Annotated in this window: 13 protein-coding genes; 4 read left to right on the top strand and 9 right to left on the bottom strand. The window is 70.2% G+C overall.

From position 1 onward, the window contains the following. Positions 1-3 precede the first annotated feature (3 nt). Complete coding sequence (locus tag E1288_RS05140) at positions 4-1,626, top strand: thiamine pyrophosphate-binding protein (protein ID WP_235883370.1); 1,623 nt, start codon at positions 4-6, stop codon at positions 1,624-1,626. Positions 1,627-1,717: 91 nt separating this feature from the next. On the opposite strand, the gene E1288_RS05145 is transcribed toward E1288_RS05140, so the two are convergent. The 7 genes from E1288_RS05145 to argH form a co-directional block, all read right to left on the bottom strand. Further along, positions 1,718-3,121 (bottom strand): MmgE/PrpD family protein, encoded by a 1,404-nt coding sequence (locus E1288_RS05145; RefSeq protein WP_207954180.1) that lies wholly within the window; start codon positions 3,119-3,121, stop codon positions 1,718-1,720. Continuing rightward, positions 3,105-3,986, bottom strand: coding sequence for a polysaccharide deacetylase family protein (locus tag E1288_RS05150; protein ID WP_132481547.1), 882 nt, complete (start codon positions 3,984-3,986; stop codon positions 3,105-3,107). Before E1288_RS05150 ends, E1288_RS05145 begins: the two co-directional genes overlap by 17 nt. 1 nt (position 3,987) lies before the next feature. Beyond that, positions 3,988-4,842, bottom strand: a complete 855-nt coding sequence (locus E1288_RS05155; RefSeq protein WP_207954181.1) for a polysaccharide deacetylase family protein — start codon at positions 4,840-4,842, stop codon at positions 3,988-3,990. Continuing rightward, complete coding sequence (locus E1288_RS05160; protein WP_132481550.1) at positions 4,839-5,708, bottom strand: ABC transporter substrate-binding protein; 870 nt, start codon at positions 5,706-5,708, stop codon at positions 4,839-4,841. Before E1288_RS05160 ends, E1288_RS05155 begins: the two co-directional genes overlap by 4 nt. Positions 5,709-5,963: 255 nt before the next feature. Continuing rightward, complete coding sequence (locus E1288_RS05165; protein WP_132481553.1) at positions 5,964-6,725, bottom strand: amino acid ABC transporter ATP-binding protein; 762 nt, start codon at positions 6,723-6,725, stop codon at positions 5,964-5,966. Continuing rightward, positions 6,725-7,639: an amino acid ABC transporter permease gene (locus E1288_RS05170; protein WP_132481556.1), complete on the bottom strand. Its 915-nt coding sequence runs from the start codon at positions 7,637-7,639 to the stop codon at positions 6,725-6,727. Before E1288_RS05170 ends, E1288_RS05165 begins: the two co-directional genes overlap by 1 nt. Next, the gene (gene argH / locus E1288_RS05175) at positions 7,636-9,060 is read right to left on the bottom strand and encodes an argininosuccinate lyase (RefSeq protein ID WP_132481559.1); all 1,425 of its coding nucleotides are present in this window, start codon (positions 9,058-9,060) and stop codon (positions 7,636-7,638) included. The genes E1288_RS05170 and argH overlap by 4 nt, the downstream gene beginning before the upstream one ends. Positions 9,061-9,213: 153 nt before the next feature. Between argH and E1288_RS05180 the strand changes: the two genes are divergently transcribed. Then, positions 9,214-9,813 carry a helix-turn-helix domain-containing protein gene (locus E1288_RS05180; protein ID WP_132481562.1) on the top strand — a complete coding sequence of 200 codons (600 nt, stop codon included), beginning with the start codon at positions 9,214-9,216 and terminating at the stop codon, positions 9,811-9,813. A gap of 35 nt (positions 9,814-9,848) precedes the next feature. On the opposite strand, the gene E1288_RS05185 is transcribed toward E1288_RS05180, so the two are convergent. Next, the gene (locus E1288_RS05185) at positions 9,849-11,024 is read right to left on the bottom strand and encodes a cytochrome P450 (RefSeq protein WP_132481565.1); all 1,176 of its coding nucleotides are present in this window, start codon (positions 11,022-11,024) and stop codon (positions 9,849-9,851) included. 145 nt (positions 11,025-11,169) lie between these two features. On the opposite strand from E1288_RS05185, the gene E1288_RS05190 reads away from it, so the two are divergent. Further along, positions 11,170-11,715, top strand: coding sequence for a TetR/AcrR family transcriptional regulator (locus E1288_RS05190; RefSeq protein ID WP_235883371.1), 546 nt, complete (start codon positions 11,170-11,172; stop codon positions 11,713-11,715). A gap of 202 nt (positions 11,716-11,917) precedes the next feature. Beyond that, the gene (locus E1288_RS05195) at positions 11,918-12,394 is read left to right on the top strand and encodes a nitroreductase family deazaflavin-dependent oxidoreductase (protein ID WP_132481571.1); all 477 of its coding nucleotides are present in this window, start codon (positions 11,918-11,920) and stop codon (positions 12,392-12,394) included. 133 nt (positions 12,395-12,527) lie between these two features. On the opposite strand, the gene E1288_RS05200 is transcribed toward E1288_RS05195, so the two are convergent. Beyond that, the gene (locus E1288_RS05200) at positions 12,528-13,598 is read right to left on the bottom strand and encodes a DUF2867 domain-containing protein (protein ID WP_132481574.1); all 1,071 of its coding nucleotides are present in this window, start codon (positions 13,596-13,598) and stop codon (positions 12,528-12,530) included. Positions 13,599-13,683: the final 85 nt, after the last annotated feature.

Genomic DNA, 13,683 nt, shown 5'->3' on the forward strand with positions numbered 1-13,683 from the left:
GTGATGCGCACCGGAGGATCGCTCGTCGTCGAGTCGCTGGCGGCGTTGGGCGCGGACGCCGTGTTCGGCGAGCCCGGTCAGCACGCGCTCGGGATCTTCCAAGCCCTGGCCGGGTCCGGCCTGCGGTACGCGGGATTCCGGACCGAGCTCAACGCCGGCTTCGCGGCGGCGGGTTTCGCCTGCGCCACCGGTCGTCCGGCGCCGCTGCTGGTGTCGACCGGCCCGGGCGCGCTGATCAGCCTCGCCGCGCTGCAGGAGGCGGCATCCGCCTCGATCCCGGTGGTCGTCATCGGCAGCCAGGTCCCGTCGGCCGGTTTGGGCGGCCCGCGCCGGGGTTTCCTGCACGAACTGCCCGATCAGCGCGCGTGCGTGGCGCAGGTGGTGAAATCCGCCGAAACGGCCCGGCATCCGTCGCAGATTCCGAGCGCGATCGCCCGCGCCTGGGAGGTCGCGCTCACCCCGCCGCACGGCCCGGTCTACGTCGAGATTCCCCAGGACGTCCTGCTGGCCGAGGTCGATGTCCCGCCCGTGACCGGGCTGACCGCGACGCCGCAACTACCGGCGCCACGGCCGGAGCTGATCCGCGCCGCGGCGGCCGATCTGGATCGCGCGCAGCGCCCGGTGATCCTGGCAGGCGGCGGAGTGGTGCGCGCTGGGGCCGAGAACGCCCTGCTGGAACTCGCCGAGAAGCTGCGCGCCCCGGTCGCGACGACCTTCGGCGCCAAAGGCGCGTTCCCCTGGCTGCATCCGCTTTCGGCGCAGTCCTGGATGGAGGATCAGCACACCACGGACTTCCTGGCCGACGCGGATGTTCTGCTCGTGGTCGGCAGCGGGCTCGGGGAGTTGTCCAGCAACTACCACACATTCCGGCCGCGCGGGCGCGTCATCCAGGTCGAAGCGGACCCGGGCAAGCTGGAGGCGAACGTGCCGGCGCTGGGCGTTCACGCCGATGCGCGGCTCGCCCTGGAGGAGCTGGCTTCGGCGGTCTCCGCCCGCGAACCCGACGGCGCGGCGGAAGCGCGTGTCGGCGAGCTGCTGACGAAGATCCGGCACCGGCTCGACGGCCAGGACCTGGGCACCGAACGCGCGCTCGTCGAGGCGATTCGCGCCGCGCTGCCCGACGACGCGCCGAGCTTCTGGGACATGACGATCCTCGCTTACTGGGCCTGGTCGGCTTTCGATGCGCGCGTCCCGGGCGCGATGCAGTCGGCGCAGGGCGCCGGCGGGCTCGGCTACGGGTTCCCCGCCGCGTTGGGCGCCGCCGTCGCGCTGGGCGATCAGCGGCCAGTGCTGGCGGTTTCCGGTGATGGCGGCGCGATGTACGGCATCAGCGAGCTGGCCACGGCCCGGCAGCTTGGGTCGAACGCGACCTGGTTGATCGTGGACGACGGCGGCTACGGAATCCTGCGTGAGTACATGACCGACGCCTTCGGGGCCACCTTCGGGACGGAGCTCGCGCGGCCCGATTTCGTCGCGCTCGCGCAGTCCTTCGGAGTCCCGGCGCGCAGGTCGACGCCGGAAGACCTGGAGCGGGACCTCGCGGCCGCGCTGGCAGAGCCGGGCCCGAACGTCGTGGTGCTGCAAGCGAATCCGCGCATGTTCGCGCCGACGCACCTGCCAGGCTGAGTCGACGGCTCAACGGTCGTTCCAAGATGGCTCCTCCCGGCTGGCCTTGAAGGCACCCGGCGGCGATTTCGCGCGAAATCGCCATCCGGCGTCAGGCACCGGCGCCTTCGGGATCAGCCGGGCGGAGCCATTCTGAAACGACCTCTTGGGCAAGGTGGTCCAGCAGCAGCCGGGCGTCCGGCAGTTCGTCGAGGCGCATCACGGTGTCGACCAGGCGCTCTGCGGTCGGTTCCGGAACGAGCCGGCGGAACTTGGCGATCAGGGCGTCGTCGCCGATCGGGTTGGTGGGCGAGCCCAGCGGATCGGTGACGCGGTACTGGTAGCCGGCGCTTTCGGTGACCAGGACGATGACCGGTTCTTCGGATGCCGACATCGACGAATCCACCTCCAGCACAACGGAATCCATGATCGCGCGCACCCGCTCGTCGCGACGTTGCTCCGGGCCGTACGCCGCGAGGTCCGCCGCGCCGAACGCGATCTGAGCGGCGACCGCGTACGGCAGGCTGAGCTGCGCCGTGCCGAGGGTTCGCGTGTCGCGGCCACCGCACATGTCGGCCAGGAACGGGCTGAGCCTGACGCGCACCTCGCGGATCTTTTCGGCGTGCAGACCGTGGTTGCGCATGAGTTGCGCGACGGCGTCGACGGCCGAGTGCGTGCCGCGGCACGACGCGTGGGGCTTGATGGCGCACCGCTGGATCCGCCACTGCACTCCGAGCCCGTCGGTGAGCGCGCCGTGCTCCGCCGTTTCCGGCGCCAAGGTCCTGAGGAATCCGCCCCAGACATCGTCGAGGGCGTGGACCGGGCCGGGGATTCCGCTTCCGGCGAGCACGGCAGCAGTGACACCGGCTTCCGCGGCCCGGCCCGCGTGCAGCCGCTTGCTCAAGGCACCACTGTGGACGAACGCCCAGAGGCCACCGCTCATCGAGGCGGCGAAACCCACGGCCGCGGAGCATTGTTCCGGGGCCAGCGCAAGGATGCGGGCTGCTGCGGCGGCCGAACCGAAGGGGCCGCAGGTACCGGTGGAGTGCCAGCCCGCCTGGTTGTGCTCCTGGTAACCGCCGCAGCCCTCCAGCGCGCGCCGGGCGAGGTCGTAGCCGAGGACGATCGCGACCAGCAGTTCCGCGCCGGAAACCGCTCGGTCCGTCAGCGAAAGAGCGGCCAGGGCGGCGGGCACGACGACCGCTCCGGAGTGATCGCAGCCGCCGGTGTCGTCGAGCTCCAGCGCGTGCGCCGCCACGCCGTTGGCCAGCGCGGCGTCGCGAGCCGTCGCGAGCAGGCCGGTTCCCCAGATCGCGGCTCCTGCGGCGGTCGGGGTGGTGAGGGCTGCGGTGATCCCGGCCGTTTCCGGTGTCCTGGCACCGGCCAGGGCCGCGCCGAGGGTGTCGAGGAGGTGCCGTTTGGCCTTCTCCGCGACGCTGCCCGGGAGGTCCGCGAAGCCGGTTCCGGCGATGAACTCGCCGAGGCGGCTTGCCGTGGGCTCAGGAATCGGAATCACCTCCGGTCAGCCGGGCGAAGACGTCGGCCGGGTGCCCGGGCTCGTTGACGGGGTGGTTCTCGCGCCACCAGTCCGCGATCTCGCTGCCGGTCGCGAACCACGCCCCGCCGGTGGCGCGGATGCGCCCGAGGAGCTCGCGGACGAGCCCGATGCGCCCGGGGGTTCCGGACACCTCCGGGTGCAGGCGGAGGACGTAGCAGAGCCCGAACCGGTGGTACGCCTGGAATTCCCGCCACCAGTTGTCCAACACGTCTGCGTAACCGGCGATCCGGCACTGGCCGGCGGGCATCGGCGGGTCGAGGTTGAACACGAAGTACGGGGCGTCTTCGAGCTCGTGGTGCAGCGGGATCTCCACCGGCCCGGCGGGGTGGACGTACGGCAGGTCGTCGCCGCGCCACGACGAGGACCAATCGATTCCGGCCGCCGCCAGCGCCTCGGGGAGCCCGCGCGCGAAATCGCCCTGCGGCACGCGGAATCCCCGGGGCCGCGCACCGATGATCCCGGCGAGTGCCTCCTGACCTGCTTCGACCGCGGAAAGCTGGCCGGCGAGGTCGAGCCGGTCGAAGTCCTCGTGCGCGAAGCCGTGATTGCCGATCTCGTGACCGGCGGCGTGGACGCGCTCCACCAGCTCCCGGTGCTCGCGGGCGTTCGCGCCCGGGACGAACCAGGTCGTCGGCACGTCGAGATCGGCGAACATCGCGAGCAGCCGGTCGACGCCGCGCGTCGCGCCGTAGCGGAACTGCGACAGCGCCTTCTCCCGCGATTCCAGCGAGGGATCCGCGGAAAGCAGCGCGAGGTCGCCGTCGAAATCCACCGTGACCGCCACGGCGCACTGCTGCCCGCGAGGCCAGGTCCGCGTCGCCATGTCACCCCTCCTCCGGAACGTCCTGCACCTCGCGGTGCCATTCGGCGATGTCGCGGCAGGTGGCGAACCACACGTCGCCCGGGCTGCGCATGTGGGTCAGGAGCCGTTCCAGCAGCTGCAGCCGCCCGGGCTTGCCGACCACCTTGGGGTGGAACAGGGTCGTCATGCACAGCCCTTCGGCCCGGTGCCCGTCGAATTCGCGCCGCCAGTTGTCCAGGGTCGTCGCATAGCCGGCGATGCGGTCCTGCCCGGCCGGGAAGTCCGGCCTGCGGTGGTACGCGAGGTACGCGTAGTCGTCGAGCTCCCAGCGCGCCGGAATCTCTACCAGCGGCGACGGCCGCCCGTCGATGCGGTGCCGGTAGGGCCGGTCGTCGCCGCGCATCGAACTGGAGTAGCGGAATCCGTGCTCGACCAGCAGCCGCGGGGTGTCGACGGCCCAGTCCCCGGACGGCGTGCGGTAGCCGGCCGCGGGCGAGCCCAGCACGTCCGCGAAGATCTCCTGGCTGCGCCGGAGCACCCGCCGCTGCTGGTCGGTGTCGAGGTCGCGGAACGACTCGTGCCGGTAGCCGTGATGGGCGACCTCGTGGCCGCGCGCCACGACGTCCTGGCAGCGTTCCGGCCACGTCTCCACGACCCACGCCGGGATGAAGAACGTGGCCGGGACACCGGCGGAGTCGAGGAGGTCGAGGATTCGCGGCAGCGCCCGCCACGGGCCGTACGAGCCGAGGGTGAAGTACTCCGGTTTCTGCCAGATGCTGCCGTCGAGCATGGCGGTCCCGGTCGGCCCGTCGAGGTCGAAGGCGAGGGCGACGGCCACCCGGGCGCCGCCCCGCCAGACCAACCGGCCACCGCTCACGGCTTGACGCCGTTGACCACCGGCCGGGTGGCCCCGTAGCCGAGGCCCCACTTGTCCAGGATCGACTGGTAGGCGCCGTTGTCGACCACCGCGGTCAGGGCCTTCTGCACCGCGGCGGCCATCTGCTGGTCGCCCTTCTTGACCACCACGCCGAAGGGCTTGCCGGCCAGCGGTTCCAGGACGGTTTCGAACTTCGCCGGGTCCTTCTTCTCGAAGAACGCCAGGTTCTCGCCGCTCTGCACCGCGACGTCAGCGCGGCGCTGCTCCAGCTGCAGGCGGGCAGCCGATCCCGAGTCGGTCGGCAGCAGCTCGATCGGCGGAAGTCCCTTGCCGCCGCACGTTTCCGCGTCGTACTTCTGCACCATCAGGTAGTAGTCGGTCTTCTTGCTCACTGCGAGCTTCTTGCCGCACAACGATTCCGGCGAGGTGAACTCCGCGGCGCGCTCCTGCAGCGAGTAGAACTGGGCGCGGGAGAGGAAGTAGTCGACGAAGTCGACCGTCTTCTGCCGCTCGGTGGTGTCCGAGAGCCCGGACATGACGATGTCGACGCGGCCGGTGGCCACCGAGTTGAGCAGCTGGTCGAAGGGCTGCTCGACGAATTCGGCCTTGACGCCGAGCTGCTGCGCCATGGCGTTGGCGATCTCGACGTCGACGCCGACCACCTGGCCGGTCGCCTCGTCGCGGAACTCCATCGGCGGCAGGTCCGGGGACATCCCGATCCGGATCGTCCCGGACTGCGCCACGACATCCGGCAACCCGCTGCCGTTCGATGCGCCGGTGTTGGTGCTGCCGCCCGCGCAGCCAGCCGTGCCGAGCAACCCGGCGAGCAGCGCGGCGGTGAGGACCTTGGGACCTTTTCGAAGCATGACAACCTCTCTCGACGATTCGGGGGTTAGAGGTTCTTTAATGCGGCGTCAGCCGCATGCTGTGTGGGACTCAGCTCGCACGGCCGCGGGTTCTCAGACCGTGCCCGCCCTTCTGGGCTACTGGGCGAGGACAGCCCCGATGCCGCGTATTGGACATACGAAAGTCGGGGCTCCCACAGTCCAGACGGCGGCCGTAATTCCCGCAGGGGGGCCGCCACCCGCACCGTCACGCAAAACCGAATCTGCGACCACCCCTCAGAGAACCCGTTGCAGGAATGCCTGGGTGCGGGGGTGTTCGGGGTGGTCGAGCACGGCCCCGGGCGCGCCGATCTCGACGATCGCGCCCGCGTCCATGAACGCGACCCGGTCGGCGACCTCGCGGGCGAAGCCGATCTCGTGGGTCACCACGATCATCGTCAGGCCCGACTTCGCCAGGTCCTTCATCACTTCGAGGACCTCGCCGACCAGTTCGGGGTCCAGCGCCGAAGTGGGTTCGTCGAACAGCAGCAGCGACGGCTCCATCGCCAGCGCCCGCGCGATCGCCACCCGCTGCTGCTGGCCGCCCGAGAGCTGCCGCGGATACGCATCGCGCTTGTCGGCCAGCCCGACCCGGGTCAGGAGCTCCTCGGCCCGGGCGACGGCCGTGGCCTTCGTTTCCCGTTTGACCTGGACGGGGCCCTCGATCACGTTCTCCAGCGCGGTCAGGTGCGGGAAGAGGTTGAAGCGCTGGAAGACCATGCCGACGGACTGCCGCTGCCGGGCGACCGACCGCTCGCCCAGCTCGTGGAGCTTCCCGCCGCGCGGCTCGTAGCCGATGACCTGGTCGCCGACCCAGATCCGGCCGCGGCTGATCTGCTCCAGGTGGTTGATGCAGCGCAGGAAGGTGCTCTTGCCCGACCCGGAGGGCCCGAGCAGGCACAGCACCTCGCCGTCGGCGACCTCCAGGTCGATGCCCTTGAGGACCTGCAGGTCGCCGAAGCTCTTGTGCACGCCCTCGGCCCGCACCAATGCGGTCATCACGCACCTGCTTTCTGCCGCAGCACGGCTGCCCGCAACCGCTGCAGCGGGGTGGGCGGCAGCGCACGGCTCGTGGCACCGCGCGCGTAGTGCCGTTCGAGGTAGAACTGCAGCGCGGACAGCACCGACACGGCGGCCAGGTACCAGATGGCGCAGACGATGAGCAGCTCCATGATCCGGTTGTTGACGAAGTAGATGTGCTGCGCCTCCAGCACGATCTCGGTGACGCCCACCGCCGACGCGAGCGACGTCGTCTTCAGCATGCTGATCGTCTCGTTGCCCACCGGCGGGATGATCACCCGCATCGCCTGCGGCAGCACGATCCGCCGCAACGCCTTCAGCCGCGTCATCCCGATCGCCCGCGCCGCCTCCAGCTGCCCCTCGTCGACGGACAGGATCCCGGCGCGCACCACCTCGCTGGTGTAGGCGCCCTGGTTGATGCCCAGGCCGAGCGCGGCGGCGACGAACGGTGTCACCAGCTCGACCGTGCGGCCGGTGTAGATGCCCGGGATCGAGACCACCGGGAAGATCAACGCCAGGTTGAACCACATCAGCAGCTGCAGGTACACCGGGGTCCCGCGGAAGATCCACACGTAGACCCAGGCGACGCCGCTGGTGATCGGGTTCTTCGACAATCGCATCACCGCGACGACGACGCCGAGGACGATCCCCAGCACCATCGCCACGATCGTCAGGACCACCGTGAGCACTAAGCCCTTGAGCAGCACGGGTGCCGCGAGGTACTCGCGGACCACCGACCACTCGATCTGCGCGTTGGCGAAGGAATGCGCGAACCAGGCGACCCCGGTCAGCACGACGACCGCGGCGACCCAGCGGCCGAAGTGCTTGCGCGGCACCGTTTCCCAGTCCGCGCCCGCCGTCGTCGCGGACTCGGACTGGTGCAGCGGGCTCATGATCTCGGCCCCTCGTACTCGGCCGACCACGCGCGCTGCCCGGCCGTGACGGCCGCCAGCCGGTCGATCTGCTCGACGACCCGGTCCGGAGCGGTCCCGCCGTAGCCGGTGCGGGCCGCCACGGCCGCCTCCGGCGTCAGCCGATCCCGCACCGCCGGCGTCAGCCGCTCGTCCACGGACCGCAGGTCGGCGTCCGTCACCTCCTCCAGCTCAATGCCCCTGTCCTCGCACAGCTGCACCAGAGCGCCGGTGACCTCGTGCGCCTCGCTGAACGGAACTCCTTGCTCCGCAAGCCAATCCGCCACCTCGGTCGCGAGGGTGAAACCGTCGGTGGCCTGCTCGCGCAGCACGTCCACGTCGACCCGCATCGTGCGCACCATGCCCGCCATCGCGGGCAGCACCAGCGCCAACGTGTCGACGCTGTCCAGCGCGGCCCGCTTGTCCTCGGCGAGGTCGCGGTTGTAGGCCAGCGGCAGGGACTTCAGCACCGCCATCAACCCGGCCAGGTCGCCGAGCAGGCGTCCCGCCTTGCCGCGGGCGAGCTCGGCGATGTCGGGGTTCTTCTTCTGCGGCATGATCGAACTGCCGGTGGAGAACCCGTCATCGAGCACGACCCAGCCGAACTGCCGCGAGGTCCACAGGCAGACCTCCTCGCCCAACCGCGACACGTTGACCGCGAGCATCGAGGTGGCGAACAGGAACTCGGCGACGTGGTCGCGGCTGGCGACGGCGTCGATGGAGTTCTCGCACGGCGCCGCGTATCCGAGCTCGGCCGCCGAGAGCTCCGGTCGCACCGCGACGGAGGAACCGGCCAGCGCCGCCGCGCCCAGCGGCGAGCGGGCGCTGCGCCGGTCCCAGTCCTGCAAGCGCTCGACGTCCCGGGAGAAGGACTGCGCGTGGGCGAGGAGCTGGTGGGCGAACACCACCGGCTGCGCCGGCTGCAGGTGCGTGAACCCCGGAGCGATCGACCGGACGTGCTGCCGCGCCTGCGCGATCAGGGCGTCCTGCAGGTCGGCCACCTCGGCGACGATCGTTCGCACCCGGTCCCGGAGGAACAGGCGCAGGTCGTTGGCGGCCTGGTCGTTGCGCGACCGGCCGGCCCTGACCTTGCCGCCGAGCGGCCCGAGCCGCTGGAGCAGGACCCGCTCGATGAAGGTGTGCACGTCCTCGTCGTCCGGCGTCGGCGCGACCCGGCCGGCGCGGACGTCCGCGTCCAGCTCGTCGATCGCGGTCAGCACGGCCGTGCACTCGGACTCGTCGAGGATGCCCCCTCGTTGCAGCTCGCGGACGTGGGCCCGGGAGCCGGCGAGGTCGTAGGGGGCCATCCGGAAGTACGACGGGTCGGATCGGGAGAGATCGGTCAGCGCGGGATCCGACGGCGTGCGAAACCGCCCGCCCCACAAGCGAATCGTGTCAGCCAATGTCCCATCGCCCTTCCCCTGTGCGCCAAGTAACGGGGAGCGTGGCCCCGCGAACACCCGAAGTCAACACTTGTTTTTCATAGGAAACACAGGTTTCATGGGTGCGCGGATGGCAACCTGGAACTCCAGCCCGAGAGCAAGGAGTCCCGACCCGTGGCAGGTACCCACAAGGCACCCACCGGCGAACAGCGCGGCGAAGGCATCGGCGCCCAGCTGAAGGCCATCCGGCTGTCCAGGCGCAAGACGCTCGCCGAACTGGCGGAGCGCAGCGGCCTGACCAAGGGCTATCTATCCAAAGTGGAGCGCGATCAGGTCAACCCGTCGGTGGCGTCGCTGATGCGGCTCTGCGAGGCGCTGGAGGTCTCCGTGTCGACCTTCTTCGCCGCCGCCGCGGGCGAAGTGGTCCGGCACGACGCCTACCCGTCCATCCGCTTCGGCGGCGAAGGCATGCGCGAGTACCTCCTGACGCCCGAAGGTGAGCGCCGCGTGCAGGCGATCCTGAGCGTGATCGGCCCCGGCGGCGGTAGCGGCGACGAACCGTACGTCCTGCCCACCGGCGTCGAGTTCGTCTTCGTGCTCGAAGGCCGCCTCCGCGTCGCCCTCGCAGGGGAGGAGATCACCCTGGAAACCGGCGACGCGCTCACCTTCGCCGGGGACACCGCGCACACGTTCACCAGCGTCACCGACGACGGCAGTCCGACCAGGGTGCTCTGGGTCCTCGCCCCGGCGCTCACGACGCCGAAGACCGGCTGAGCGACGCCGCGCGATCGGACGTGCCGGCCTGGTGCTCACCAGGTCACCGGGAGTGCGATCAGCCCGCCGGTGAGCACGTCGCGGCGCAGTGCCAGCTCCTCGGTGGGAACGGCCAGTCGCATCGTCGGGAACCGGGGAACCAGCTGGCTGAACACCGCCTGGAGTTCGATGCGGGCCAGCGGGGCGCCTATGCAGTACCGCGGGCCGTGGCCGAAAGCCAGGTGGCCGGCGGTCCAGCGGGTGATGTCGAAGGTATCGGGATCGGAGAAGACGGTCTCGTCGCGGTTGGCCGCCCCGGAGTGCAGCAGAACCAGGTCTCCCTTGTGGACGGTCACGCCTTCGATGTCGAAGTCGGTCCGGGCGTAGCGGGGAATCCCGTCGCCGCCTCGGCCAGGGGCGCGCAGGATTTCCTCCACCGCGTTCGGCACCAGGCCGGGTTGTTCCAGCAGCGTCCGCCACTGCTCCGGGTCGGCCAACAGCAGCAGGGCGCCCATGCCGATCTGCACGACCGTGGTCTCGTGCCCGGCGAACAGCAGGGCCATGGAAAGCATGGCGATCTCGTCATCGCCCACCGAGTCGGTGGCGCACAGCCGGGAGATCATGTCGTCGCCGGGGTCCCGGCGCTTGCGGGCGACGAGCTGCCGGCCGTAGGCGAACAGGTCGGCGAGCCCCTGTTCGGAGCGCGTCCGGTCGGTGATATCGGCCGCCGCCTGCGTCCACGCGCGGAACTGGTCGCGGTCGTCGTAGGGCACGCCGATCAGTTCGCAGATCACCAGGATCGGAAGCGGGAGCGCGAGCGCGGCGTGCAGGTCCGCCGGTGGGCCTTGTTCGGCCAAGTCGTCGAGCAGCTGGGCGGTCAGCGCCTCGACGCGGGCCCGCAGCCGGCGCATCTGCCTGGGCGAGAAGTGCGGCTGCAGCAGTGCGCGCATCCTGGCGTGGTCGACCTGCTCGGTGTCGAAGTCGCCCTGCGGGCCGCCGAACAGCGCGGACTCCCCGGTGCGGGATGCGTGTTCCGGTGCGGGATGTGAGCGCCCGAGCCGCTCGTCGGCGAGCAGTCGGCGCACCAAGGCATGGCTGGTGACCAGCCAGGCCCTGTCGCCCACCGCGGTGCGCACCTCGTGCACCGCGCGCCGTGACTGCAGGTCGCGCAGCTGCGGCGCTACCTCCAGTGGATGCCGCTGTTCGAACGGCAACTGGATCGGAGCGATCATGACACCCCCATATTTACCCAAGGTTGTATACTCTGGCGTAAATTAATGTAGATATAGACTTTGAAGTTAACAAGAGGGGGTGGCGACGATGGCGGGCCGGACGACTGGAGCCGCGGCGCCGGGAGCTGCGACGCCGACGCGGCGCATGCCTCGGGCGCAGCGGCGTGCACAGATCCTGGAGGCGGCCACCAGATCGTTCGCTCGCGGTGGCTACAGGGCGACCGGACTCGACGACGTGGCTGCCGAAGCCGAGGTCAGCCGCATGATCCTCTACCAGCACTTCGACTCGAAGGCCGACCTCTACCGGGCCGTGCTCGACCGCGCCTGCGTCCGGCTCACGGAGGCCGTCGGCGACGACGATTTCGACGACTCCAGCATCCCCGCGCTGCTGCGGGCCGCGAGTGAGGACCCAGACGGGTTTCGGCTGCTGTTCCGCTACGCGGCCCGCGAACCGGAATTCCGGGACGTCGTCGACGCGATCCGAACCGCGTCGACCGAGATCGCCGAGCGACACGTCGGCGAGGTGATCCCGGAAGGCCGGTGGCGCGACTGGGCGGCGCAGCTGGTCCCCACCGTCGCCCACGAAGCGATCATCGCCTGGCTGGACGCCGGCCAACCCGACCCCGATCACGCCGCCGACCGGATCTCCCGAGCGATCCACGCCGTGATCCAAGCCGCCCAATCACGCTGAACCCAGCAGCGCATACCTCCTAGCGCCCGAGGGTGACGCCGCATGCAGGCGAGCCTGAGCGTCATCGGTCCCGGCGGCAGCGCCGAAACGCGCGTACCCGTGACCGGGGGTGCCGCGCCTATCATCTGCCAGACAGGGCCCCAGTCCCGAAAGCGGCGAAGGCACTGGCGAATCAACCGGCCGAGAGCCGACGGGAGTGAGCATGGCCGTGACAGACCGGAAACCGCGTGGCGCGCTGCGCATCCTGCTGCGCGCGCCGATCTGGCTCTACCGGGCGAGACTCGGGTGGCTGGCCGGGAACCGGTTGCTCTACCTGGCCCACCGGGGCCGGCGAACCGGCGCCCGGCGGGAAGTGGTCGTGGAGGTCGTGGGCTACGACCCGGAGGTCCCGGAGGTCGTGGTGGTGGCGGCGTGGGGCAAGAATCCCGACTGGTACCGGAACATCCAAGCGGCCCCGGCCATCGAGGTGCGCCTCGGCGCACGCCGGTGGCCGGAGCCCGACCACCGCTTCCTCGAAGCCCGAGAGGTCCAGAAGGTGCTGCTGGCCTACCAGAAGGCCCACCCGAAAGCCTGGAAGCGCCTAGCGCCACTACTCGGTTTCCCGGCAACCCCAACAGACCCCCGCTGGCCCGACGTAGCCGAAACCGCCCGCGCAATGGCATTCAAACCATCCCGCTGAACCCGGCCGGGATCCCTTTCGGCGTCGACGCGGTCGCCCGCCTTCCAACGGCCCATTGCCTGTATCGACGCCGTCTTCATCGATGCGCTGGAATATGCGGAGGCCGTTCCGCTGGCCATGGGAGTGGGCCGGTCTACCGCCGGGCAGCCCGGACAGTTGCTTCGGCGTCGCGGAGGAGTCCGGGGGCGAGACGGCGGTGGACAGCGGCTAGTGGGGGCCACCAGATGCAGCCGAAGTGCCGGCTGTAGTGCACGACGGTGGCCAGCGAAACACGTCCGGGGGGCGTGCTGATGAGGAGATTGCCGGTCAGGAACCAGGAGGCGGCCTCGAGTCGGATCCAGTCTTCGCCGCGTTCGGCGATCCGCCATCCGGCGATGGTGTCCGGTGATGGCCCTCGGCTGAGGCGCATGCTGAGAAGACCGCGCCAAATCAGCCGTTCGGCGAGGGTGGGTACGTCTCCGAACATCGCTCTGGCCCACTGCTCCGGGGTCGCGGTCACGTCGGTGGCGAGGGTGAACATGTCGACGTAGTCGATGCGGGGCACCGAACCGAGGGCGAGGACGGGTGCGGGGACCTCGCGCGTCCCGGCCGCGCGCTCGACTGCGCCGGTGCCTTGCGGACGCGGGAGGTCGCGCTCTCGCCATGCGCGTTCCCATTGCCGGGTCAATGCCGGATAGACGATGAGGTAGCGGAACGGCCTGATGGCAGCCAGGTAGAGCCGTCCGAGCAGGCCGTTGGGTTTGACCAGGACCGCCATCCGTAGTTCGTGTTCACCGCGGTCGGTCGGCACCCACCCGAGGTGCATGACCGTGTGAACGGTCTTGTTCGCCAGCTCTTCGGCTGATTCGTTGCCCAGTACGTAGACCGGGGTGAAAGGGTCTTCGGGGTCCGCGCTGCCCGTGGTGTTGTGAAGGTCGTGCGGCAGGCACTTGCGCAGCGATCGGACCCGCATTGCGGTGCCGGCCTCGGGCTTGTCCCACCCGAAGAGGGCTCCGAGCTTGAAGCGCACCGCGAGCAGGAACCGGCTCAGTCCCGGCTGCTGCTCGGGCCTGCCGTTCGCGTTCATCGCGGCGAGCATCGCGGGGAAGTCGTCCGGACCGGCACCCGGAGTGCGGAAGGCCCACACGTCTTCCAGTTGGAAGCCGCGGGTGAGTTCGTGAATCCGCCACGGCTGGTCCGTGTGTGCCGCGCCAGGAAGTTTCATTTCGTCGCTCCACCCGATATACGATGGCGTATAGAACAAGGCTAGCCCGTTTATACGGTTCCGTATAAGCGGCCACAAGGTGAGG

It is taken from the genome of Saccharopolyspora elongata, assembly GCF_004348985.1.
Classification (GTDB): Bacteria; Actinomycetota; Actinomycetes; order Mycobacteriales; family Pseudonocardiaceae; genus Saccharopolyspora; species Saccharopolyspora elongata.

What these genes read in the sequence shown, in the direction of transcription:
- E1288_RS05170 (WP_132481556.1), bottom strand. Translation starts at nt 7,639, where the DNA reads ATGAGCCCGCTGCACCAGTCCGAGTCCGCGACGACGGCGGGCGCGGAC.
- E1288_RS05150 (WP_132481547.1), bottom strand. Translation starts at nt 3,986, where the DNA reads ATGGCGACGCGGACCTGGCCTCGCGGGCAGCAGTGCGCCGTGGCGGTC.
- E1288_RS05185 (WP_132481565.1), bottom strand. Translation starts at nt 11,024, where the DNA reads ATGATCGCTCCGATCCAGTTGCCGTTCGAACAGCGGCATCCACTGGAG.
- E1288_RS05140 (WP_235883370.1), top strand. Translation starts at nt 4, where the DNA reads ATGCGCACCGGAGGATCGCTCGTCGTCGAGTCGCTGGCGGCGTTGGGC.
- E1288_RS05165 (WP_132481553.1), bottom strand. Translation starts at nt 6,725, where the DNA reads ATGACCGCATTGGTGCGGGCCGAGGGCGTGCACAAGAGCTTCGGCGAC.
- E1288_RS05195 (WP_132481571.1), top strand. Translation starts at nt 11,918, where the DNA reads ATGGCCGTGACAGACCGGAAACCGCGTGGCGCGCTGCGCATCCTGCTG.
- E1288_RS05200 (WP_132481574.1), bottom strand. Translation starts at nt 13,598, where the DNA reads ATGAAACTTCCTGGCGCGGCACACACGGACCAGCCGTGGCGGATTCAC.
- E1288_RS05190 (WP_235883371.1), top strand. Translation starts at nt 11,170, where the DNA reads ATGCCTCGGGCGCAGCGGCGTGCACAGATCCTGGAGGCGGCCACCAGA.
- E1288_RS05160 (WP_132481550.1), bottom strand. Translation starts at nt 5,708, where the DNA reads ATGCTTCGAAAAGGTCCCAAGGTCCTCACCGCCGCGCTGCTCGCCGGG.